The organism is Klebsiella sp. G-Nf4, assembly GCF_002810615.1.
GTDB lineage: Bacteria > Pseudomonadota > Gammaproteobacteria > Enterobacterales > Enterobacteriaceae > Klebsiella > Klebsiella variicola.
This window is the reverse complement of the sequence record NZ_PION01000006.1, coordinates 255661-278141: the sequence shown is the minus strand read 5'-3', so window position 1 is coordinate 278141 and position 22481 is coordinate 255661. Positions and strand designations below refer to the sequence as shown.

Sequence of the window (22481 nt, the reverse complement as noted above, 5' to 3'; positions counted from 1 at the left end):
AACGCGTTGCCTGCGCAGTAAAAAAACAGAAAGCCCCGGTTTCGCCGGGGCTTTTTCTTTATCCTTTCAGCCTCATCCTTTCAGCATCATTTCTGCACCACCGTCTCAGAACCGGTTTTTAACCTGTGGCGACGAGCGTTTCAGGCAGAGGGCGCCTGAGCGGTCTCCGGCGTCGCCACGCTGGGCTGCGGTTTGGTTGGCTCTGCCGCTGGCTCCTGTCGCGGCGCGGCCGTCGCTTTCTGTTTGCGGGCCATGTCATCGACGATCAGCCGATAGGCAATGTAATACTTATAGATATTACTGACGTAGGTGACCGTCTCGGCGCCAATTTTTTCTGCTGCCAGATTTTCGACGTTACCGAACCAGACGTTCGGGTCAAACCCGCGCTGTTTGGTCATGGTGCGCAGGCGGGCGATACGCGCCGGACCCGCGTTATAGGAGGCAAAGGCAAACAGCGCCTTATCGAGCCGGGTCATGGGCTCATCAGCATAGTAGCGATCTATCATCCAGCGCATGTATTTCACGCCAGCATGGATGTTGGGATCCAGCTGTTTAATATCGCCCACTTTCAGCTCTTTTCCGGTGCTGGGCATCACCTGCATCACCCCGACGGCGCCGACGTGGCTTCGCACCGACTGGTTCAGTCGCGATTCCTGGTACCCCTGGGCCGCCATCAGCAGCCAGTCGACATCGTAGCGATCGCCATATTTGCGGAAGACTTCCACCATGGCGAGGAACTTGCGCCGTTCCTTACTCGCGGCGGCATTTTTGACATATTTGGCATTTTTCAGGTAACGCAGCAGGAGGGTATTACCCAGCGTGGTGCCCTGACGATTCTTTTTGACGAAGTTGTTCAGCACCGCCAGCAGTTGCGGGCTGTCTTTGCGTACCGCCCACGCAATGTTGCCGCCGTCACGCAGCACCACGTTGTCATGGACCTGAATTTTCGGAAACACTTGTTTCCAGAAAACGGCTTTGTGTTGATCGACGACGATCAGCGGAATCAGCCCGGCGTTGAGCATTTCCAGCAGATCTTCATCCTCCAGCGCCTCCGGCGCTGCCTCCAGGGTAACCGGCGGCCGCGACTCACTGGCAAATCGGGCATTCAGCGCCTGCAGACTCTCGTAATAGCTGGAGGAGCGGCGAACAAAGACGGTTTGACCAGAGAGCTGCTCCAGGCTGTCGACCTTCGGCGATGCCGGGCCGGAGATCAGTAATTCTTTCACGTTGCTGTAGAGCGGTTGGGCGAAATCGACCTGGGCTTCCCGCGAGGGCGTGATGGTCAGATTGGCAGCCGCAATATCGCCTTTACCTTCATTAAGCGCGGTGAAGAGATTATCCCGACTGACCGGCACAAAAACGATATGCAGCTTCAGGTGGCGCTGTTTGAGCTTTTTATCCTTCGCCAGCTGTTTATTCAGATCGTTTTCCAGCGCCATAAAGATATCGTGCGTTGCGCCACGCTGGGTGCCTTTATCAATAAAAAAGAAGGTTTTGCTGTAGGTGGTTAATACCCGAATGGTGCGCCGGTCGGTCATGCCGGGCAGATCGCCTTTCCACGGCTGCAGCATATCGTCGATGTGGATCGACAGCGTATTGTCTTCGCTTGCGACTGGCGGCGCTTTTTCCGCCTCCGCCGCAAGCAGGAAAGGGGCGAATAACAGCGTCGCGAGGCAGGAGAGCCAGGCGATAAACAGGCGTGATAGCAAGTTGGCGTTCATGGAGGAACACTCCGCAGGGGGATGTGATTATTTTAGCAGAACGGCTGTCGTTAGCCGGGCACGACAAGGGCGTAAAAAACATAACGATGCCGACAAATAGTCTTCTCCCATTTTATCGCTTGCTATTAATGTGCTTTTATCTTTACTTTAACTATGGGGATAATATGGCGGAAATGTGTGTTTTTAATGATAAATAGAAAATGATGATGATATTTTTATTTTATTCTTCTCCATTTGTTTTGCTGTAACCTTTTGATTATTTGTATTTATTTTATTTTTATCCGATATTGATTATTATCATCTTGATAATGAATCTCATTTTTATTACCGTAGCACAGCACATTACTCTTATTATTCGCTGTCTGGATTACGCTATCAAAGAATAGCGCGCAGCGCTTTTTCTCTAATGATGAAACAGGGCACTTAATTTTATTATGCCTCATGCTGTTTTCTTATTCCCATGACTATCGGGAAGGGGCTGACCTACGCCAAAATCTGGCGAGGCGCAGAGGCGAGTATTTTATCCCATTGTTTTTTCAATTGGGGAAGGCGTTATGCCCGACAGCAACAGAAAACAGGGCATTTTCTATGAAATACACGTCTCACTTCCCGCTGGGGATCGTCATTCCTTTGCTCGCCTGTAGCGTGCCGCTGCAGGCGGCGGAGAACGTGACCGAACAATCGACGCCTGAAGAGAGCGCCGGCACTGCCGAAAACCACGAGGAGACGATGGTCATAACCGCCGCCAGGCAGAATCTGCAGGCGCCGGGCGTGTCGACCATTACCGCAGAGGAGATTCGCAAACATCCCCCCGCCCGCGATGTATCGGAGTTAATTCGTACGCAACCTGGGGTAAACCTGACCGGCAACTCCACCAGTGGTCAACGCGGCAACAACCGGCAAATTGATATCCGTGGTATGGGGCCTGAGAATACGCTGGTGCTGGTCGATGGTAAACCGGTGACCAGCCGTAACTCGGTGCGGTATGGCTGGCGCGGCGATCGTGACTCCCGCGGCGATACCAGTTGGGTACCAGCGGAGATGATCGATCATATCGATGTGATCCGCGGCCCGGCGGCGGCGCGCTATGGTAATGGCGCGATGGGCGGGGTCGTCAACATCGTGACCAAACCGACCACGCCTGAATGGCACGGGTCGTGGAATACCTATATGAATGCTCCACAGCACCGTAAAGAAGGGGCGACGAAACGTACCAACTTTAGCCTCAATGGTCCGCTGTCGGACAGTGTCAGCTTCAATCTCTGGGGTAATCTGAGTAAAACCCAGGCCGATGCTCAGGACATTAACGCCGGGCATGAAGCTGAACGTACCGGTTCCTACGCCGGTTCTTATCCCGCCGGACGTGAAGGGGTGGTGAACAAAGATATTCACAGTAAGCTGCGCTGGGAGTTCGCCCCGATGCAGGCCCTGGAGTTTGAGGCCGGCTACAGCCGCCAGGGCAACCTCTATGCCGGCGACACGCAAAACACCAATACCAGTACGCTGGTGAAGAGTATGTACGGGAAAGAGACCAACCGTCTCTACCGGCAAACTTACGGCGTCACATGGACCGGCGGCTGGGATAATGGCGTGACCAGCAACAGCTATGCCCAGTACGAACATACCCGTAACTCGCGAATGAATGAAGGGCTGGCGGGCGGTACGGAAGGGATCTTCTCCAGTAGCGAGTTTTCAGATATCGATCTGGCCGATGTCCTGCTACATAGCGAAGTGAATATTCCGTTTACGCTGGGGGTCGATCAGAATCTGACGCTGGGCACCGAATGGAATCAGCAGCGGATGAAAGATGGCGTATCGACAACCCAGGCGCTCTCATACGGGACTATCGACGGTGTGTCGGCTACCGGTCGTAGCCCGTACTCCAGCGCCGAGATCTTCTCGCTGTTTACCGAAGATAACATGGCGCTAACGGACAGTACCATGCTGACACCCGCTCTGCGCTTCGATCACCACAGCATCGTCGGCAATAACTGGAGCCCCTCACTGAACCTCTCCCAGGCGTTGACGGATGACTGGACGCTGAAGCTGGGCATTGCCCGCGCTTACAAGGCACCTAACCTCTACCAGTTGAACCCGAACTATATTCTCTACAGCAACGGCCAGGGCTGTTACGCCAGTAGTTCCGCCTGCTATCTGATGGGGAATAGCGACCTGAAAGCGGAGACCAGCGTTAATAAAGAGATTGGTCTTGAGTACAAGCATGATGGCTATCAGGCGGGAATCACCTGGTTCCGTAACGACTATCACAACAAGATTGAGTCAGGGTACGCGGCGGTGGGCACCGCCAGCAACGGCACCACCAATATCTATCAGTGGGAAAACGTACCAAAGGCGTTAGTGGAAGGCCTGGAAGGAACGCTGAATCTTCCGGTGGGGGAGACGGTTAACTGGAGCAATAACCTGACATGGATGCTGCAGAGCAAGAATAAGACGACAGGCGACCGGCTGTCAGTGATCCCGCAGTTTACCCTGAACTCGACTTTGAGCTGGCAGGTCCGTGAAGATCTCTCTCTGCAGAGCACCTTTACCTGGTATGGCCGACAGAAACCAAAACGCTTTAATTATAAGGGCGAGGCGGTCAGCGGCAGCGAATTAAACGAAGTCAGCCCATACAGTATTGTCGGTCTCAGTGCGACCTGGGATGTGAACAAAAACCTAAGCTTCACCAGCGGGATAGATAACCTGTTTGATATCCGTCACTACCGGGCAGGGAATGCGCAAACGACCGGCAACGCGACGACGGGGGCTTATCTGTATGGCGCGGGTGCGGAGACCTATAACGAGTCGGGGCGGACCTTCTTTATGAGCGTTAATACTCATTTCTGATGATCCTGATGAGGAGTAAACCGGGTGCAGCGCGACCCGGTTTTTTTATTTCAGATGAGAGCTGAGGAGGCGGTTATAAATCGTGACAAAATCTTCACGCCCTCTACATTATTAGCTCAAAATATCCTTTTATACTGATTTCCGTCGCGCAAGGTCGTTGATCCCGACCGGGTTCGATAATAGCATCCTGCTATTTCCCTTCTGTAATATCCCCTGTCCCCCTTCCATTCCCAACCGCAGCGATGCGGAGGAGGGGGACCTCCTTATTTTTGCCGCGTGACCTGATAGCGATACTGAGTGGGTGTGAGCGCATGATATTTTTTGAAGGTACGATTAAACGCACTGAGATCGTCATAACCGACCATCATACAAATATCGACGATTCGGTAACCTGGCGTCGTCAGCAATAAACGGCAACACAGCGACATGCGCTGCTGGCGGATATATTCCATGGGCGAACGATCAAAATAATGGCGGAAGAGTCGAAATAAATGCCAGGGGGAATAACCAGAGATATCGCTCAGATCGTCGACGGTCAGTTTCTTATCCAGATTATTATCGATCCACAGGAGCAGGTCGTTTAATACCGATTGCTGGAGCGTTTTGCTACGCATGATTGCGGCTAATCCCATAACGAATGGCTCCTCAGCGAGGAGCCTTGGGGTTTATTGAACAGTGAGTTCGCCGTGGCGAACCTGATAATTTTTTTGATTATCAGGGCCAATATAGTCGCTGGCGGGTTTTGCCAGCTGCAGATGACCAAACGCGGTTGATTGCTCTGCATGATAATTTTCGCCGTCATTCACGTCGCCGTGCCCGTTATAACGGGCAATGGCCGGAAAGGGGTACGCCGGGCGAGTCGCGATAACGGCTGGGGCGGCGTCAGCGAAAGGCTGACTGACTTTCTGCACGCCGTGAAACTGCGTTTGGGCATCTGGTTTTTCTGTCATCGGCGGCAGGCTGGTGGCGGCTGGCGCCCGTTTTCCGGCCATGATCTCTTGCGGCGCGATGCCTTCCTCGGTCCAGCGCATCAGCGGGGTAAGGAGATCAATTTGATCGTAACCTTCGCCATTACCGCAATGGGCTACCCCAGGCAGCAGGAATAACCGCAGGAAGGTATCCGTTGCGGCATGGCCCATCTCTGCTTCTACGCCGCGGTAATAGGCGATAGAAAAGGCTGGGCTGACGGAGTCATCGGCCAGACCGTGCCACAGGATAAGCTTGCCGCCGCGCTGTTGATAGGCATGAAGATTGGTATTTGCCGCGTTATAGAGCGGTGCCAGTTGAGCGACGGCGTCAAAATTCTGCTGGTTCAGTGGGAAATCCCGCATCGATTGGATCTTCTGTTTCCCTCCCGGCAGGAGCACGGATTGCAGAGCCGGCAGTACCATCATTTCCGACATCGAGTGGCCGGTCGGGGTCTCGGGCACCGGCCAGCGTAGCTCGGAGCCCAGCGGCAGACCGCCAGCGACAAACTGGGCGCCGTGGCGGTCGTAAGCGCCGCGGTAGAGCTTTTTCACCACCTCGATCTCTTCCTGCGTCAGGCAGGTAGAACGGTCCTGAGCATCGGCAGGACAGCGGGGGAGCCATGACTCAGAGAACTGACAGGCATAGGGATTTTGCAGGATACCATCCTGCACGCCGGAAAGCGTCGGGCAGTGAGCCAGCACGGCCTGGTGAATCAGAGGAAGGCGATCTTTCAGCAGGATAGCGGTACCGTCCGGACGCTGATTGGCGGCCACATTCCAGCCGTGGAAGAAGGAATTCTGAAACTGGAAAAAGGCCGCAGGCGCGCCAGCGCTGATACCGTCAAAATCTTGCGGAAAGCGCTGTGCTTCCATCAATGCTTCGCGACCGCCGTCTGAGCAGCCCATAAAGTACGCGTACTTTGGTTGCTGGCGGTAAAGCGTCTGAATCACCGCTTTGGTCAGCACGGCGGTCAGGTGGTTGGCGCGCCAGGCAAAATCGATGCGCTTTTGCGGATCCTCGGCCCATGAAGCATCCATCATACTGCCATGGTGCCCCATATCGGTTGCTGCCACCACAAACTCGCCGTTCATTGCCGGCAGGCAGCCGCTGGCATTCGACAGACTCAGGTTAATACTCCCGCACAGTCCGCCGCAGCCGACCTGCAAGAAACGTTGACTCCAGCGTTGGGTCGGCAGGGCAATCTGCACGCCAATCTGGGGGGCGATAGTGGCGCTCACCTTGCACCAGCTTCCCTGTGCGGAGGTCTGCATTTCAGTGTGGTTGATAGTGACCTTTGCGCCAACGGCGGCGCTGAAGTCGGTCGCGCTCAGCGCATCGCATGTTAGCGCGGGGAGAACCATCGGCAGACTGGCGGCAGCCTGCGTGGGTGAAGCGAACGATAACCCAAAGAGGGTGCAGAGGATGACGGGTAAGATCGTCTTGAGTAAGCGTGTCATACGCAGTTCCCTGTTGCTAATGATGGGAGGCGGCAGGATGGCGAAGCCTATGCCTCACCTTCCCTGGCGAGGCGCCACTGCTTGGCTATTGTAGATAACGATAGACTTTCCTTGATGCCTTGATAAGGCGACCCTACTGTATTCTGCTATTTTGAGGAAAATATGGAGATGTTCGTTAACGGCCTTTGGCAGTGTATACGGGGTAGAATGTTGTGATATCAGTTGCATAATTTATTCAATTTCTCTTCATTATATCTGCTGGGTTTCAGGATATTTTTCTCCCTGTTCCTGGTGATCCCAGAGAGCATCATTCCTAACGAGAATTTTCCCCCTTTCCATTAACAAGAAAGGGGGCTTTTTTAATAAAAACGTTCAGATAAATCTAAATATAGCTCTGGTGTTGGCCATTAGAACCACGGCGTTCAGGAAAAGTTCCATCATTAAATATATTTTTAAAGATGATTTAACATCCTTTTTTTCTCCATTTTGTCGCCATAATTGCATGTAATTCTGCGCCTCGCTCAGGTTATTTTCTGTCGCATATTTTAGAGATGCATCCTGAACAAATAAGCTCAACGCCAGCAGAACACTGCTATTGCTCATTATCTCGTAGACGACACATTCATGTTAAAAAAGACTCATATCATCAGCGGATTATTGATCGCCCCTTTAACGTTATATGCCGCAACATCATATCAAGTTGATGATATCCGTTTTGAAGGGCTGCAGCGCGTGACCGTCGGGGCGGCGCTATTAAGTATGCCGTTGCACGCAGGAGATGCGGTGACGCCAGAAGATGTCAGCGAGGCTGTGCGCGCGCTGTATGCGAGCGGCAATTTCGAGAATGTGCAGATCCTGCGCGATGGGAAAACGCTGGTGGTGCAGGTTAAGGAACGGCCCACTATTGCCAGCGTCAGTTTTTCCGGGAATAAGTCAGTGAAGGATGATGCGCTAAAGGAAAATCTCACCGCGTCCGGTATTTCTGCAGGTAGCGCACTGGACAGAAATTCGCTTAGCGAAATAGAAAAAGGGTTACAGGATTTCTATTACAGTGCGGGGAAATACAGTGCGCAGGTTCACGCGGTGGTGACCCCGTTACCGCGTAATCGCGTTGACTTAACGTTCGTCTTTCAGGAAGGCATCTCGGCGAAAATCGCACAAATAAACATTATCGGTAATCAGGCGTTTCGGGAAGAGACGCTCCTGGACCAGCTTCAGCTACGCGATAATGTGCCGTGGTGGAACGTGGTAGCCGATAAAAAATACCAGAAGCAGAAGCTGGAAGCCGATCTGGAAACGCTGCGCAGTTTTTATCTCGATCGCGGCTATGCGCGCTTTGCTATCGAGTCCACGCAGGTCAGTATGACGCCAGATAAAAAATCCCTGTATATCACTATCGCCCTCAATGAAGGCGAACGTTATCGGGTCGACCGAACTCAGGTGACAGGCGACCTGGCGCAGCATGGACCGGAGATCGAGGCCCTTGCCCAGCCGCTGGCGGGAGCATGGTATAGCGGGGCGCAAGTCACCACGGTTGAAAATGAGATCAAAAAGCGTTTCGGTAAGTATGGTTATGCCTGGCCGCAGGTGACGACCACGCCGGAAATCGATGATGCGCATCACCGCGTGACGCTGCATATTCAGGTCAACGCAGGCCGCCGCTACTCGGTACGCCAGATCCGCTTTTCCGGTAACGACACCTCCCGGGACGCGGTGCTGCGTCGTGAAATGCGCCAAATGGAAGGGGCGTGGCTCAACAACGAAAAAGTCGAACAAGGGAAAGTACGTCTTGACCGAACGGGTTTTTTTGAGAACGTTGAACAGCAGATCGTTCCGGTCAGTGGGACGGCAGATCAGGTCGATGTGGTCTACAAGGTGAAGGAGCGCAACACCGGCTCATTTAACGTGGGCCTGGGATTTGGTACGGACAGCGGCGTGAGCTATCAGCTTGGCGTGACTCAGGATAACTGGCTGGGAACGGGTAATAGCGTTAGCTTCAACGGGACGCGCAACAGCTACCAGTCTTATCTTGAACTGGGGGCGACGAACCCGTGGTTTACCGTCGATGGCATCAGCCTGGGCGGAAAGATTTTTTATAACAGCTATGATGCTTCCGATGCGGATGCCGGGAGCTATAACCAGCAGAGCTATGGCTTAGGCAGTACGCTGGGGTTTCCTATTAGCGAAAATAACTCCCTGAACCTGGGACTGGATTATGTTCATAATCGCCTGACCAATATGGATCCGGAGCTGACGACCTGGCGCTACCTCAGCTCCCGGGGAATCGAGCCCAGCGTGGTGACGAAAGATGGCGACAGCGGTGCGAAATATAGCGCCAACGATTATTTTGTGAGTCTTGGATGGGGATATAACGATCTCGATCGCGGCTTCTTCCCGCGTGCGGGAAACAAGAGCAGTCTTAGCGGTAAAGTGACCCTCCCCGGTTCGGATAATAGCTACTACAAGCTCTCATTTGACACCGCCCAGTATCTGCCGCTGAGCGAGAATAAGCGCTGGGTCTGGATGGAACGTTTGCGTGCAGGCTATGCCGGTGGGTTAGACGGCAAAAGTGTACCGTTCTACGATAACTTTTACGCCGGCGGCTCGTCGTCAGTGCGCGGCTTCTCTTCTAACACCATTGGGCCTAAAGCGGCCTATTACCGCTGCAATGGTAGCGAAAGCAGCTATAGCGCCTGCCCGCTGGACGCTTCATCTGATGCGGTCGGCGGGAATGCCATGGCGGTGCTGAACAGCGAATTTATCATTCCAACCCCCTTTGTGAATGATAAGTACGCCGATAGCTTGCGAACCTCGCTGTTTGTTGATGCCGGGACGGTCTGGAGCACATCCTGGCAGAACACCGCGCAGACGCTGGCGGCAGGGATCCCTGATTACGGCGATCCGGGTCATATTCGTCTCTCCGCGGGGATTGCCGTGCAGTGGATGTCTCCCCTCGGTCCACTGGTCTTCTCCTGGGCAGAGCCGTTTAAAAAGTATGATGGCGATAAAGCAGAACAGTTTCAGTTTAATATTGGCAAAACCTGGTAAAAACGCAGGCAGGTCCAACGGGCCTGCCTGCCGTGTGGATCAGGGTTGCACCACTTTCCAGATGGTATATTTCTCTTCTCCCGGTTTAACCGCCTGAGCGAAGTGTTGGTTTAAATGGCTGGCGGTGAACATTACCGCGCCATCCGGGCCGATAGTCGGCGTATCGGGCCAGTACACGCGGTCGTCAGCGGCCAGCAGGGTGAACCGCCCGCTCTGCGGGCGATAACGGACAATACCGTTATGGGTCACATCGGTGATATAGAGTGCGCCATGCTTATCGACCACGATCCCATCGCTATTCCCGCCGACCTCACCCGCGGTACGGATGGCCGCGGCGAGCTGGCGTTCGTTCATCGCGGGATCGCGCAGCGCGGCGGTGGCGATGGTCCGCGCCGTGGTACCGGTGGTGACCGTCCAGTAGAGGGTTTCCTGGTCCGGTGACAGCGCAATACCATTGATACCAAGCATAATGGGGTTGCCCGGCCAGACCGTTTCCCCATGTGAAACCACCTGCAGGCTGGCAACCGGCATCAGCGCCGGGTGCTGGTTCAGTACCCGGCGGACCGTCCCGCGGTTAGCATCCACGACGATCAGTCCGGCCTGATTGTCCGGCGCGCTGCGCAGGCCGCTGTCGGCGATATATGCCACCCGGCGCGCCTCATCGACCACAATATCGTTGAGGAAGCTTCCTTCCCGGTCGGCGACGCTGTCGAGCGGAATGCGCTGCACCAGATGACCGTCGCTGAGCGCATAGATCATGATTTTTTGCGCCCCCGGCGGCGCCGTCTTTTCCCCTGCGACAAAGCCCTGATCTAACGCCCATAGCCAGCCGTTGCGGTTATCGACGTAAAAGCCCAGCACATTGCGCAGGTGCGTGCGGGGATCGGCGCTGATGCTGTTGGCCGCGGTGGACGGAAAGGCGGTGAGTCGTGCCGGGCCGCTCAGGGACTTGGTATCGAGCAGGCTGAGCGTGGCGGGCGCCTGGGTCGAAATCAGACGTGGGGTGCTAACAAATGCCCGACCGGCGGCGTCAAAGTGCAATCCTGCGATGGGCGCATTGACGGAATGCGCATCGACGCGCTGCTGCCAGGTGACCCCGGTATAACTGCGCCATAGCGCCAGATGGGCAGGGGCGTCAGGCCCGGCCGCCAGTGCGGTCTGCCCCAGGGACAGCAGGCCGAGAACGAAGAGTGAAAAACGATGCATCATGGTCTCCAGAAAGCAGTAAAAAAGAGGGGCAGATGGCCCGGTTAAGCCTCGGTAAACGATTTTATTAAATCCCTTCGGGAAGATAAGATGCCTGGAATGACAATCATTTGTTCTCTGGAGAACCAAATGGCCCGGCGGTTTGATTATCTTGCGGATGTAGAAGTCTTTCTGGCGGTGGCCGAGCGCGGGTCGTTTACCGCCGGCGCGGTGGCGCTGTCGTCGACGCCGTCGGTGTTAAGCCGGGCCGTCACCCGTCTTGAAACGCGTCTGGGGTGCCAGCTGCTGCGCCGCTCCACCCGGCGGATCAGCCTGACCGAGGCCGGAAGCGCCTATCTGAGTCAGGTCCGCCAGGCGTTTGAGGTGCTGGATAATGCCGAACGGGAGACGCAGGGGCAAAAAGGGGCGTTATCCGGGCGCGTTAAATTGAGCGCCCCCACCACCTGGGGACACTATCGTTTGCCCGCCCGGCTGGCGTTGTACCGTCAGTTGCACCCCGACGTACAGATTGAGCTGAATATTACCAACCGTAATGTCGATATTATCGCTGAGGGCTTCGATCTGGTGGTGCGCCAGGGACATTTACCCGACAGCGGCCTGGTGGCAAAAAAGCTGGAAGATGCGGCGCTATGTCTGGTGGCCTCGCCGGCCTATTTACGCTCGACAGCGAGACCGCTGAGTAAAATAGCCGATTTGCGCCATCATTCATGCCTGACATTTATTATGCCGGCAACGGGAAAAGTCGCCGAATGGGTATTTCGTGAGGATGGCCGGGATATCAGCTGGCTGCCGACGTCATCTCTGCATGTCTCCGATGATGTGCTCGGGGTGGTCTCGCTGGCCCTGCAGGGGGCGGGGATCTGTCAGAGCTATGCGTTTATTGTGCAGGAGGCGATCGCGCGCGGGGAGCTGGTTCCTGTTCTTCCGGCGTTCGCCGGACGTTCACGGCCTTTCTCGGTGCTTTACCCGCCGCATAAAAGCCAGTCAGCCGCTGCCCGGGCATTAATTACTCTGCTGACCATGCCTGCCGAGGCGCTGGCGACGCTGTGCGCGACATTACCTGATGCCTATGGCTGAGGGCTCATCCACAAGGACTAAGACGTTTTGTCAATTATGTTTATATTATCTTATTTTTTATTATATTTTCTTTTCTGTGGTTAATTTATTTCTTTTTTTATAGAGGTTAACCATTAATCTCTTGATGAAAAATTAAGGTTACCGATAATGGGTTATGTTGTTAGGAATTGTCTTAAGTCACATAATTGTCAAGTGTTCTTGCAGTTTATAATAATGGATGCTATCACTATATAAGGTAATAATTTGTAGCATCTTTTATAAGGAAGGAATATGAAATGGACTATTCTTAATACTCTCATCTGCCCGCAATCCGGCATCGCCTTTTCGGCAATATCCAGCCTGCGTTTCTTAAAATTTATTATGTGGTACGAGGCCGATGTGATACTGCTGCCCGGCGAGTCGATGAAGCTCTATTCCTCGAGAGTTTTAATTAATGACCAGTATCATTCATTAAAAATCTACAATATTGCGGTGTATGACGAGGCGCAGTGGGAGAAATTACGCGAACGGCCATCATGCCCGTATCAGGCTGGCGGCAAGCAGTCTGACTCCTGTTTTTTCCAGTCCTTTTGCGCAATTAAGCGCTGCCCGAATAATATTCCCCGCGGTGAACCCTGGCGTTAGCCCGAGAAAGCCGCCGGTCGGCTACCGGCGGCGCGATGTTATTTGACCAGCAGGGCGGCCATTCGCGGCTGGACGCTTGCACAGCCGGCGAGGACGAGGTTGCCTTGCCGCAGCCCTTCATTGGCGAGAAAGGCATTGCACGTTCCCCCCGCCTCCTCAATCAACAGCATACCCGCCAGCGCGTCCCAGCTGTTCATATGCGCTTCATAATAGCCATGGATCTGACCGGCAGCGACATGCGCCAGCATCAGGGCGCCCGCGCCAAAACGGCGATACTCCAGTCCGGCGTCGAGCAGCGTGTCGATGGCCCGGGCATAGTCGCTGGCCGGGGCGCGGCTGGAGCGCCCCATGCCGATCACCACCGCGTCGGGATCCGGCTCGCGCAGCGTCAGGCGACGACCGTTGAGAAACGCCCCTTCGCCGCGGCCGGCGAAGAAAAACTCATCGCGATCGGGAGCGTAGATGATGCCGAGCGAGAGTTCGCCCTGGCACACTCTCGCCAGTGAGATACACCAGTAATCCATGCCAAGGATAAAGTTGGTGGTGCCATCCACGGGGTCAAGCACCCAGACGGTGTGCTCATCGCCTTCGAAACCGCTCTCTTCACCGAGGAAACCCTCCTGCGGAAAGTGCGCCTTCAGCCACCCTTTAATCTCCTGTTCTACCGCGAGATCCGCTTGCGACACAAAGTCCTGGCGCGATTTTTTATCGACCTGCAATCCCGCATCGCGCAGCGCCTGGGCGTGGGCGCCTGCCTGGCGAATCAAGGCGCATAATGACTCTCGTTGTGCTTCCGTCATGGTCCTGCTCTCAGATAACAAAGGGCGACGTGCGCCGGTGAATTAACGTCACCTCCACCCAGGTGGTGCGTGAAGGTTGTAAAGGGTCGACGGTGCGCTCCTGCAGCCGGGCGAGCGCCTGGCGGGAGATCGCCGCCACATCCTGATGTAGCGTGGTGAGCTGGTAGCTATATTGCGCGGTCGGCGGCGTGTTATCAAAACCAATTAGCTGGTAATCCTCAGGCGCCTGTTTGCCGCGCTGGCGCATTCCATCGAGAAAGCCGCAGGCAATCTGGGCGTTAGCGCAGAAGATCCCCTCCAGCGCCTCGTCGGCGAGCGCCGCGGCCTGAAACCCGCCCGTATAGCCCTCTTCCGGGCAGGCGAGGATCGCCAGATTGCGTTCGACGTCCACTCCGCGCGCCTGCAGTGCCCGGCTGAATGCTTCCCCACGCATGCGCCCGGCCCAGGTGGAAGGTGAGTGGTTGAGCCAGCCAAACCGCCGGCAGCCGCTGCGCAGCAGCTGGTCGGCCGCCAGTTCGGCTCCCGCGACGTTGTCAGAGCAGACGTAATCCACCCCGGGGATCGTCGGCTGGCGGTTTATGCCCACTACCGGGATATGCTGCTGGACGCACTCATTCACCAACGCCTCCGGCGGCTGGCCGGAGGTGACGATAACGCCTGAGACGCGAAACTGCGTGAAACGGCGCAGGGTGTGCGCCAGGTCCTGCTCGCTGTGGATCTCGCTCACCAGCGCCTGAAAGCCCTGGCGCTGGATCTCGTTGAGCAGGGCATCAAGCAGGGCGCTGCGAAAAGGATCGCTGATGCGTGAGACGATCACGCCGATTAAGTGGCTGCGCTGGCGATTGAGCCCCTGGGCAAGGAAGTTAACCTGGTACCCCAGCTCTTCGGCGGCGCGCAGCACCCGCGCCCGGGCGTCGGGAGAGATGCTGCCGTTGCGGCTCAGCGCGCGTGACACCACCGCCCGGGAGACGCCGGCCAGTCTGGCCACATCCTGGGCGGTGACGCTGGGTTTACGTGGGCTCATAGGGCATGCGCCTCATCGGCGAATGCGGGACGCGGCAGCGTAAAGTGGTCCCCATCCTGCGACACAAATAATCCCTGCCACGGCTGACAGGCCTGCTTCAGCGCCGGCAGGGCGGCGTCCTCGCAGTGATAGAGCCCCAGCGCCGGGAGCTGCAGCGTTCTGAACAGCATCAGGCAGGAGGGGAAATCGCCATGAGAGGCATCGTCGTCAAGGGCCGCCACTGAGGCACACTCCTGAAACGCCAGCCCGGCGCCGGCCATCAGGGCTATCGAGTCGGCGGTCGGCCGGCCATCGCCGCTGTAAAACAGCGTCTGCCCGGCAATGGTGATGCGGATGGCGCGATTACTCAGCTCATGCTGGGTGGCAGCGGTGCGGATCTGCCAGTCCTGCCACGTCCAGGCTTCACGGCATTCCTGCCAGTCGATGGTGAAACCAGGGTCCGCCTGAGGCCAGTTCGCCAGCGCGGCCAACTGCATGAGCACCGGCTGCTGCGCTGGCTGGCAGTAGATAATCAGCGGCTTCTGGCGGGCGTTACTTTTCCAGTAATTCAGCAGCGCCGTCAGACCGGTGCAGTGATCCGGATGGACGTGGGTGAAGTAGATCGCGTCAATATCATTGACCCCGCCGCCGCGCTGCCAGAGTGCGCGGGGAACGGTGGGGCCGCAGTCGATTAACCACTGTTTGTTGTCCGCATCGATCACCCGCAGCGCGGAGGTATTTTGCGTGCAGGAAAAGGCGCTCCCGCAGCCAAGCACATCTATTTTCATTGACCCTCGCCAAAATTTTTTGCCGCTTAATTAAATTGTCATAAATACCCGACAAAGTAGGCTCACATCATGTCGAGTTAACGTTGCATTTTTTTTACAGCCAAATGAACACGTGTTCACCTTGCTAAAAAAAATGCCGCAGCAGCGCTTTCAGGTAGCGAATATGAGTTATTTACAGATCACCGGCCTTAAAATTAGTTATGGCGATAACGTGGTTTTACATAATATCGATCTGGCGGTCGAGCAAGGGGAAATGATTGCCCTGCTGGGCCCATCGGGATGCGGAAAAACCACGCTGCTGAACGCGCTCTGCGGCTTTATTCCGGTGCAAAGCGGCGAGATGACTATTGCCAGTCGAACGATCACCCATCTTGCGCCGGAGCAGCGCAATATCACCATGGTGTTTCAAAGCTACGCCCTGTGGCCGCACCTGACGGTAGCGCGCAATATCGGCTATGGCCTGAAGCTGCGCAAGTGGCGCGGGGCGGATATCGCGCGGCGGGTGGCAGAGCTGCTGCGAATAGTCAATCTCGAAGGGCTTGGCGAGGTGAAAGTGACTGAACTGTCGGGTGGCCAGCGGCAGCGGGTGGCGCTGGCGAGAGCCCTGGCCATAGAGCCCCAGGTGCTGGTGCTGGATGAGCCGTTATCTAATCTGGATGCCAAAGTGCGCCTGAATGTGCGCCATGAAATTAAATCTCTGCAAAAGAGATTGGGTTTCACGTCATTAATTGTCACCCACGATCAGCAGGAAGCCTTAGTGATGGCGGACCGCATTGCGGTATTAAATCAGGGGCGTATTGAACAAACTGGCACCCCGGAGCAAATATATCAACATCCCGCGACGCCCTTCGTCGCTGATTTTATGGGCGCCGATAATAAAATAACCTCCGGTGAATTATCCGCTGCCGCAATATCCGGTTTATCCGCCGCTCAGCAGGGTGAAAAAGTTATTTATTTTCGCAGCGCCGATGCCGCGCTCGGTGAATTAACGCAGCCTGCGCCGCAGGAGGGACTTGCTCTGGAGGGCGTGGTGGAGCAAAGCGCGTTTCTGGGCAATCTGTATCGCCACAGCGTGCGCTGCCATGACCGCCTGCTACTGGCCGATGCCGCGCAATGCTGGCCGACGAAAAGCCGCGTCCGACTCCATGTGCCAACGCCGGCTCTGCATATTTTTCCTTTACCACTATCACAGTGATATCAGCGTGTTCATTCTGGGGACAATCCATGTTGACTAAGACGAAAGCAGCGATCGTAACGACCCTCTTCCTGAGCGTTGGCGCACAGGCCGACACCATTCTTAACGTCGCCACCGCGGGCGATCAGAATATGGTGGATTATGTAAAAACCTGGCTGGGGCCAAAATTTGAAGCCGCTCATCCCGGCGTCAAGGTGCGGGTGATCGGTACCGGCCCCGGCGACGCCGGGTCGAATAAAATCAGCGAGAAGCTGGCGGCCCAGCAGGAGAGCGGCGCGCAGCAGTGGGATATCGACGTCGCGGTGGTGCACCAGAAGGCGGGCGGTGAGCAGGTGGAAAAGGGATTACTGCAAAAATACCGTCAGGATATTCAGACCGGCGGCATGGTGAGTTCGCCGAGCGCCACTCAGGCGCTGGGCGTTAACGTCGACGGATACGTCATGCCGATGTTCTTAAGCCAGACCGCTATCGCCTGGAACAGCGATCTGGTCAGTACCCCACCGGCGTCGTATGACGAGCTGGTGGCCTGGACGCAGAAACATCCGCAGGCTTTTGGCTATAACGGCATCAAAAACGGCATGTCCGGCGTCAGCTTTGTGGTGGGCTGGATCTACGCCTACGGGACCGACGCCCAGCGTCTCTCCGCCGGGCCCTATGATAAAAGCGTCGAAAAAGGCTGGCAGCAGGCCTATGAGAAGCTGAAGGCGTTCAATAAAAACGTGACTTTCACTCCGGGCAACGCCGGGACGCTCGACATGCTGAGCCGGGGGGAAATCGCCATGGGCCCGGTGTGGGTCGATATGTTCTATAGCTGGAAAGATCAGGGCAAGCTGCCGCCCTCGATCAAGCTTGCTTTACTGGCGCCGGGTATGCCGGGTCAGCCGATGTATTACGTCATCCCGGCGAAGGCGGCGAATCCGCAGCTGGCGCGCGACTTTATCGCGCTGGCCACCAGTCCGGAAGTGCAAGCGCAGGGGATCGTTAAGCAGTTTAACTGGTATCCGGGCATCGACGCCGGGCAGGTGAAGCCGAAGCTGGATACGGCGACCTGGCAAAAGCTGTTTGCCGAAATCTCGCCGGAAGCGCTGGCAAAGTATGGCAAAAGCTTCCCGATCGCTCCCTATTTTGACGACATCAAAGAGGGTTACGAAAGCCAGGTGGCCAACTAACGCCTTCTCCCGCCCGGGTTGTCGGCCCGGGCGCTTTCTTGTGCTGACGTCAGGTGCATTATGTCCAGTTCATTAAAATATCTGCTGCTGGTTGCTCCGGCGGCGCTGATGATCGCGATCCTGTTTTTGTATCCGCTGGGGTTTTCGCTGGTCTCGGCGTTTACCGCGCCGGGACAGCCGTTCACACTCGATCACTTCCGCAAGGTCTATGCGCTTTACGCCAGTGATGTGCTCTTTTCGCTGATTATCGTACTGGTCTCAGTGGCGCTGTTAGCGCTGATCGCCATTACCCTGTCGGCAGTGATTGCGCTGTCACCGTGCCGACCCGTTGTTCGTCTGCTGGGTTTTTTGTATCGCTTACCGTTGTTTATTCCGTTTATTGTCGTCGCCCAGATGATGCGCACTTTTCTCGCCAAAAATGGCCTGATGAACAATGCGCTGGTGGCGGCCGACCTGGTCACGCCGCTGGAGACGCTCTCCTGGCTAGGATGGAAAGGGATAGTGATCACCTTTGTCTGGAAGCAACTGGCCTTTGCCACACTGCTGATCTGCGGGGCGATGGCGGCGCTGGAGTCGTCGCAGATCCTTGCTGCACGTAACCTTGGCGCCTCCCGGCCGCGGATCCTGTTCGATATCATGCTGCCGCAGGTCCTGCCGACCATCGGCGTGGCGCTGGTGCTGTCGACGGTGACCATGATGTCGGTGCTGTCGGTACCGTTGATGATCGGCGTAGGGACGCCGACGATGCTGACGGTGGATATGGCGTTTCGCGTGAATTCCTATGGCGATTACGCGGTGGCGAATGCGCTTGGCGTAGTGTCGCTGGCGATCTGCGGCGCGCTGTCGTGGTTTTACCTGCGCCACAGCCTGCAGCAAAAAGGAGGGGAATCATGAAAGCGCTGACCCTCGCCTCATCCCCGACATGGTGGGTAAAAGGGCGCCGTAAAGTGCGCGCCAGCCTGGCGCTGCAGACCCTGCTGCTGCTGTTTATGCTGCTGGCGATGTTTGGCCCGCTGCTGAACCTGTTGATCTGGACCGTAGCGGAAAGCTGGTATTTTCCCCATTCGCTGCCCAGTCAGTGGGGGCTGAAGTACTGGTATCAGGTTTTCAACCCATACAGCGATGTGTCCGGTTCGCTGTTAACCAGCGTGTTGATCGCCCTGTTGTCGGTGGGGGTCTGTTTGCTGATTTCCGTACCCGCCGGCTATGCACTTTCCCGGCGGAAAATGCCGCTGCGGGTGCTGTTTATGCTGCTGTTTCTCATCCCGCAGGCCTTTCCCAACCTGACGGTATACATGAATGTTGCCCGATTGTTTTATCAGTGGGGATTGAACGGCAGTATCGCGGGGGTGGTGCTGGTGCATAGCGTCCACGGCCTGATGTATTCGGTGTGGATCTGTGTGGCAGCCTTCTCATCCATCGACCCGCTGCTGGCGCGGGCGTCGCGTAACCTTGGCGCCGGACCGGTGTATACCTTCTGGCACATTGTGCTGCCGCAGGCGGCGCCGGGGATCGTTGCCGCCAGCATCTTCGTTTTTCTGGAATCGCTGGATGAATTTACCGGCACCTTCTTTGTCGGCGCGCCGGATATCACCACGCTGCCGCTACTGCTCTATAACGCCAGCATGTCGGGTAACCATCAGGTCTCGTCGATTACGGCGCTGATTTTGCTGGTGCCATCGCTGCTCTTTATGGTGGTGATCCATAAATTTATGCGTCCGGAGATGATGGCGAAACTGGGGAAATAAGGACGGTAGAAAACAAAAAAGCTTCCCGGTGGGAAGCTTTTTAACATCAGGTCATCATCATTGGCCATTCTGGCGGGGTCTGACTCATGACCTCAATCATCACATCTTTGATGTTGCCCCAGATTTTGGCGATATCGATCAGGGTGATGCCCAGCAAACCGGTGGCGAACCAGCAGGCGGCGACAAGGCCGAGGCAGCTGCAGATCACCGCCAGACCGGCATAATCACTTTTCCGTAGCTGGATATTCAACGAGCTGGCGAGAAACATCAGTACCGCGCTCACCAGGGGCCAGCGCAACAAAACGACACTGGTAGTAATGGCCATTAACCTATCCTCAAAGAAAGTCGGGGAGCCATAGATGACCTGGCGCGACTGACGATGGCATAGCGCTCTGGTCTCGACTGGCAAACTAGAGAGTGATGAAACGTCATTTCTGTTTCATCAACTTGTGTGAACTATATCACACTTGGCGCTTTATTCACCAGTCAAAAAATGAGCTTTCGCTGCGCTTAATAAGCCTGATATTTATGTGGATATAGGTGAGCGATGGTCATTAGTTATTTTCATTCTGCGGCTAATGATTATTATTCTGCGGGTTTTATTACCTGTTCTTGTTTATTACACGGAGAAACCGAGTCAGATGCACGTCTATTCTTAATCTGACGAGAATATCTTTCGAATACCTGATAAATAAGTATTATTCAACACTACCCGCTGGAATGATGGCGCCTGTGAAGGGCCTGCCACTTACTGCGGGTGTCTATCGCAGTCGCGATTGCTAACGTGTTCGGGCTACCTTAATTAAGGCATATCGCATGGATGAAAGCGTAAATGGGTGACAGTGCGCCGCATAAGGCGCTCAGACTCGTCGGGATCGGTGTCGTTATTTTATTGCCGGTGGTGTTGGCATTGTGGTTTGCCCAGCTGCGGGCCAAAGCCGAAACTATTGATCAATTACACTCATTTTCGCAGCTGGCGCTGCAAAAAACGGAAATGGTTATCCGCGAAGCGGAACAGGCTCGGGCGAAAGCTAGCCAGTATCGCGGGGAACTGTGCTCAGCGGAGCACCAGCGTTATTTACTGCATATTGTTCGCGGTCTGCTGTATGTGGAAGATATGATCTACGCTCAGGGCCAGCGCTTTATCTGTTCAACGTCTGTCCATCCCGCGACCGGCTGGCGGATGCCGGCGGCGAATTATACTAAAAAGCCGGATGTGGCGATTTACTACTACCGGGATACGCCGTTTTACCCGGGCTTTGCCATGAATTATATGCAGAAGGGACCCTATGTGGTGGTGGTCAACCCCTACTCGTTCAGCTCGGTGATTGCCAGCGATCGCGATTTAGCCTATGGCGTTTTCGATACCAAAACTCACCTCTTTTTCTCGCTGAGTGATAATGTCGAACCCGCGGAACTCCAGGCGTTAATTCGCGAAGGCGATGCTTTTTTTAATCAGAATGGCCGGGTATATACGATAGCCCGCTCCGCTATCCGCCCGATCGCCGTGATCATGTCGACCTCGCGGGCCAGCTACTACCACAACTTCTGTAACCAGGCCAGCCTGACCCTGCCGCTGGGGCTGATTTGCAGTATTTTACTGATGCTGGTGTGGACACGAACCCGTCGGCAGTATCATTCGCCGCGCAATATGCTGCAACGAGCCCTCAGCTGCCGCCAGCTGCGGCTGCACTACCAGCCGATTATTGATATTAAAAATAACCGCTGCGTTGGGGCGGAAGCGCTACTGCGCTGGCCGGGATTTGACGGCCCGGTGATGAATCCGGCGGAGTTTATTCCGCTGGCGGAAAATGAAGGCATGATTGCCCAGATCACGGACTACGTGGTGGACGAGCTGTTTTATGAAATGGGTGAGTTTCTTGCCAGCCATCCACAGCTGTATGTGGCGATCAATCTCTCTGCGTCCGATTTCCACTCGGCGCGGCTTATTTCCCAGATCAGCGAGAAAGCGCACAGCTATGCGGTCTGCATCGGGCAGATCAAAATCGAAGTGACCGAACGCGGGTTTATCGACGTGGCGAAAACGACGCCGGTGATCCAGGCGTTCCGCGAAGCAGGCTATGAGATTGCGATCGATGATTTCGGTACCGGCTACTCGAATCTGCATAATCTGCACGCGCTGAACGTCGATATCCTCAAAATCGATAAAACCTTCGTTGATACGCTAACCACCAACAACACCAGCCATCTGATCGCTGAGCACATCATCGAGATGGCGCGCGGGCTGCGTTTAAAAACTATCGCGGAAGGGGTGGAGACCCCGGAGCAGGTCAGCTGGCTCTACAAGCGCGGCGTGCAATTTTGTCAGGGTTGGCTGTTTGCGAAAGCCATGCCGGCGCGGGAGTTTATGCAGTGGTTAGCGAATGCTCCCACGCCGATAAGCAGGCCTCAGCCGCCGCGTCACGCGGAGATCTGATGGCGGTAGTCGCTGGGAGTGCGGTCGAACTCGCGGCGGAACACCCGGGAGAAGGTTTGCTGCGAGACGTAGCCCAGATCCATCGCGATATCAAAGATAGGTCGCTGAGTGGTTCGCAACGCTTCCGCCGCCAGCAGCAGGCGGCGCTGACGAATATAATCACCCAGCGTCTGATGCATTACGGTACGGAACATCCGCTGCAGATACCATTTCGAGTATCCTGACTTTCTGGCGACTATATCAATGTTAAGTGGTTGATCGATATGTTCATCAATCCATTCAATCAGTGTTTGAATAATATCCTGATGGGACATAAAGCGGCCTCTCTCAATTCTCGATTCGTCGTTTTGTCTGCGGGCGAGTATAATTCCTCAAGTTAACTTGAGGTAAAG

General features: G+C 55.5%; 19 protein-coding genes. 9 read left to right on the top strand and 10 right to left on the bottom strand.

The window, feature by feature from the left end; genetic code table 11:
* Positions 1-140: 140 nt before the first annotated feature.
* Positions 141-1721 (bottom strand): lytic transglycosylase F, encoded by a 1581-nt coding sequence (locus tag CWM57_RS14785; protein ID WP_074387352.1) that lies wholly within the window; start codon positions 1719-1721, stop codon positions 141-143.
* 588 nt (positions 1722-2309) lie between these two features.
* Between CWM57_RS14785 and CWM57_RS14780 the strand changes: the two genes are divergently transcribed.
* A complete protein-coding gene (locus CWM57_RS14780) occupies positions 2310-4568 on the top strand; it encodes a TonB-dependent siderophore receptor (RefSeq protein ID WP_100676114.1) in 2259 nt (752 codons plus the stop codon).
* Positions 4569-4831: 263 nt separating this feature from the next.
* On the opposite strand, the gene CWM57_RS14775 is transcribed toward CWM57_RS14780, so the two are convergent.
* The 3 genes from CWM57_RS14775 to CWM57_RS14765 form a co-directional block, all read right to left on the bottom strand.
* Positions 4832-5200, bottom strand: a complete 369-nt coding sequence (locus CWM57_RS14775) for a helix-turn-helix transcriptional regulator (RefSeq protein WP_025713528.1) — start codon at positions 5198-5200, stop codon at positions 4832-4834.
* A 33-nt stretch (positions 5201-5233) separates the two neighbouring features.
* Entirely contained in the window at positions 5234-6994 is a 1761-nt protein-coding gene (locus CWM57_RS14770) for a tannase/feruloyl esterase family alpha/beta hydrolase (RefSeq protein ID WP_100676115.1), read from the bottom strand.
* Between the two features lie 372 nt (positions 6995-7366).
* On the bottom strand, positions 7367-7597 hold the full coding sequence (locus CWM57_RS14765; RefSeq protein WP_074387349.1) for a potassium:proton antiporter: 231 nt from the start codon (positions 7595-7597) through the stop codon (positions 7367-7369).
* Between the two features lie 21 nt (positions 7598-7618).
* Here CWM57_RS14765 and bamA point away from each other — a divergent pair, with 21 nt between their 5' ends.
* The gene (bamA, locus tag CWM57_RS14760) at positions 7619-10042 is read left to right on the top strand and encodes an outer membrane protein assembly factor BamA (RefSeq protein ID WP_100676116.1); all 2424 of its coding nucleotides are present in this window, start codon (positions 7619-7621) and stop codon (positions 10040-10042) included.
* A 39-nt stretch (positions 10043-10081) separates the two neighbouring features.
* Here bamA and CWM57_RS14755 read toward each other — a convergent pair whose 3' ends face one another.
* A complete protein-coding gene (locus CWM57_RS14755; protein WP_100676117.1) occupies positions 10082-11248 on the bottom strand; it encodes an SMP-30/gluconolactonase/LRE family protein in 1167 nt (388 codons plus the stop codon).
* Positions 11249-11377: 129 nt separating this feature from the next.
* Here CWM57_RS14755 and CWM57_RS14750 point away from each other — a divergent pair, with 129 nt between their 5' ends.
* Together CWM57_RS14750 and iraM are read left to right on the top strand one after the other, a co-directional pair.
* Complete coding sequence (locus tag CWM57_RS14750) at positions 11378-12325, top strand: LysR family transcriptional regulator (RefSeq protein ID WP_008807284.1); 948 nt, start codon at positions 11378-11380, stop codon at positions 12323-12325.
* A gap of 270 nt (positions 12326-12595) precedes the next feature.
* On the top strand, positions 12596-12949 hold the full coding sequence (gene iraM / locus CWM57_RS14745) for an anti-adapter protein IraM (RefSeq protein WP_074387346.1): 354 nt from the start codon (positions 12596-12598) through the stop codon (positions 12947-12949).
* A 38-nt stretch (positions 12950-12987) separates the two neighbouring features.
* On the opposite strand, the gene CWM57_RS14740 is transcribed toward iraM, so the two are convergent.
* Genes CWM57_RS14740 through CWM57_RS14730 form a run of 3 tightly spaced genes read right to left on the bottom strand, consistent with a single transcriptional unit; the run spans position 12988 to position 15540 of the window.
* A complete protein-coding gene (locus tag CWM57_RS14740; protein ID WP_074387345.1) occupies positions 12988-13749 on the bottom strand; it encodes an inositol monophosphatase family protein in 762 nt (253 codons plus the stop codon).
* Between the two features lie 10 nt (positions 13750-13759).
* Entirely contained in the window at positions 13760-14773 is a 1014-nt protein-coding gene (locus CWM57_RS14735; RefSeq protein ID WP_074387344.1) for a LacI family DNA-binding transcriptional regulator, read from the bottom strand.
* Positions 14770-15540 carry an MBL fold metallo-hydrolase gene (locus CWM57_RS14730; RefSeq protein WP_074387343.1) on the bottom strand — a complete coding sequence of 257 codons (771 nt, stop codon included), beginning with the start codon at positions 15538-15540 and terminating at the stop codon, positions 14770-14772. Before CWM57_RS14730 ends, CWM57_RS14735 begins: the two co-directional genes overlap by 4 nt.
* Before the next feature lie 163 nt (positions 15541-15703).
* Between CWM57_RS14730 and CWM57_RS14725 the strand changes: the two genes are divergently transcribed.
* The 4 genes from CWM57_RS14725 to CWM57_RS14710 are packed head-to-tail and all read left to right on the top strand — an operon-like array spanning position 15704 to position 19652.
* The gene (locus CWM57_RS14725; RefSeq protein ID WP_074387380.1) at positions 15704-16735 is read left to right on the top strand and encodes an ABC transporter ATP-binding protein; all 1032 of its coding nucleotides are present in this window, start codon (positions 15704-15706) and stop codon (positions 16733-16735) included.
* 29 nt (positions 16736-16764) lie between these two features.
* A complete protein-coding gene (locus CWM57_RS14720; protein WP_074387342.1) occupies positions 16765-17904 on the top strand; it encodes an extracellular solute-binding protein in 1140 nt (379 codons plus the stop codon).
* A gap of 60 nt (positions 17905-17964) precedes the next feature.
* Positions 17965-18798 carry an ABC transporter permease gene (locus CWM57_RS14715; RefSeq protein WP_008807277.1) on the top strand — a complete coding sequence of 278 codons (834 nt, stop codon included), beginning with the start codon at positions 17965-17967 and terminating at the stop codon, positions 18796-18798.
* The gene (locus CWM57_RS14710) at positions 18795-19652 is read left to right on the top strand and encodes an ABC transporter permease (protein WP_100676118.1); all 858 of its coding nucleotides are present in this window, start codon (positions 18795-18797) and stop codon (positions 19650-19652) included. The genes CWM57_RS14715 and CWM57_RS14710 overlap by 4 nt, the downstream gene beginning before the upstream one ends.
* A gap of 46 nt (positions 19653-19698) precedes the next feature.
* Here CWM57_RS14710 and CWM57_RS14705 read toward each other — a convergent pair whose 3' ends face one another.
* On the bottom strand, positions 19699-19977 hold the full coding sequence (locus tag CWM57_RS14705; RefSeq protein WP_061156107.1) for a YjcB family protein: 279 nt from the start codon (positions 19975-19977) through the stop codon (positions 19699-19701).
* A 507-nt stretch (positions 19978-20484) separates the two neighbouring features.
* On the opposite strand from CWM57_RS14705, the gene CWM57_RS14700 reads away from it, so the two are divergent.
* Positions 20485-22089: an EAL domain-containing protein gene (locus CWM57_RS14700; RefSeq protein ID WP_100676119.1), complete on the top strand. Its 1605-nt coding sequence runs from the start codon at positions 20485-20487 to the stop codon at positions 22087-22089.
* Here CWM57_RS14700 and soxS read toward each other — a convergent pair.
* Positions 22074-22403 carry a superoxide response transcriptional regulator SoxS gene (gene soxS, locus CWM57_RS14695; protein ID WP_004151738.1) on the bottom strand — a complete coding sequence of 110 codons (330 nt, stop codon included), beginning with the start codon at positions 22401-22403 and terminating at the stop codon, positions 22074-22076. The genes CWM57_RS14700 and soxS overlap by 16 nt on opposite strands.
* Between the last annotated feature and the right edge of the window lie 78 nt (positions 22404-22481).

Coding starts and splice junctions, on each gene's coding strand:
- CWM57_RS14785 (WP_074387352.1), bottom strand. CDS start 1,721: ATGAACGCCAACTTGCTATCACGCCTGTTTATCGCCTGGCTCTCCTGC.
- CWM57_RS14780 (WP_100676114.1), top strand. CDS start 2,310: ATGAAATACACGTCTCACTTCCCGCTGGGGATCGTCATTCCTTTGCTC.
- CWM57_RS14775 (WP_025713528.1), bottom strand. CDS start 5,200: ATGGGATTAGCCGCAATCATGCGTAGCAAAACGCTCCAGCAATCGGTA.
- CWM57_RS14770 (WP_100676115.1), bottom strand. CDS start 6,994: ATGACACGCTTACTCAAGACGATCTTACCCGTCATCCTCTGCACCCTC.
- CWM57_RS14765 (WP_074387349.1), bottom strand. CDS start 7,597: ATGAGCAATAGCAGTGTTCTGCTGGCGTTGAGCTTATTTGTTCAGGAT.
- bamA (WP_100676116.1), top strand. CDS start 7,619: ATGTTAAAAAAGACTCATATCATCAGCGGATTATTGATCGCCCCTTTA.
- CWM57_RS14755 (WP_100676117.1), bottom strand. CDS start 11,248: ATGCATCGTTTTTCACTCTTCGTTCTCGGCCTGCTGTCCCTGGGGCAG.
- CWM57_RS14750 (WP_008807284.1), top strand. CDS start 11,378: ATGGCCCGGCGGTTTGATTATCTTGCGGATGTAGAAGTCTTTCTGGCG.
- iraM (WP_074387346.1), top strand. CDS start 12,596: ATGAAATGGACTATTCTTAATACTCTCATCTGCCCGCAATCCGGCATC.
- CWM57_RS14740 (WP_074387345.1), bottom strand. CDS start 13,749: ATGACGGAAGCACAACGAGAGTCATTATGCGCCTTGATTCGCCAGGCA.
- CWM57_RS14735 (WP_074387344.1), bottom strand. CDS start 14,773: ATGAGCCCACGTAAACCCAGCGTCACCGCCCAGGATGTGGCCAGACTG.
- CWM57_RS14730 (WP_074387343.1), bottom strand. CDS start 15,540: ATGAAAATAGATGTGCTTGGCTGCGGGAGCGCCTTTTCCTGCACGCAA.
- CWM57_RS14725 (WP_074387380.1), top strand. CDS start 15,704: ATGAGTTATTTACAGATCACCGGCCTTAAAATTAGTTATGGCGATAAC.
- CWM57_RS14720 (WP_074387342.1), top strand. CDS start 16,765: ATGTTGACTAAGACGAAAGCAGCGATCGTAACGACCCTCTTCCTGAGC.
- CWM57_RS14715 (WP_008807277.1), top strand. CDS start 17,965: ATGTCCAGTTCATTAAAATATCTGCTGCTGGTTGCTCCGGCGGCGCTG.
- CWM57_RS14710 (WP_100676118.1), top strand. CDS start 18,795: ATGAAAGCGCTGACCCTCGCCTCATCCCCGACATGGTGGGTAAAAGGG.
- CWM57_RS14705 (WP_061156107.1), bottom strand. CDS start 19,977: ATGGCCATTACTACCAGTGTCGTTTTGTTGCGCTGGCCCCTGGTGAGC.
- CWM57_RS14700 (WP_100676119.1), top strand. CDS start 20,485: ATGGGTGACAGTGCGCCGCATAAGGCGCTCAGACTCGTCGGGATCGGT.
- soxS (WP_004151738.1), bottom strand. CDS start 22,403: ATGTCCCATCAGGATATTATTCAAACACTGATTGAATGGATTGATGAA.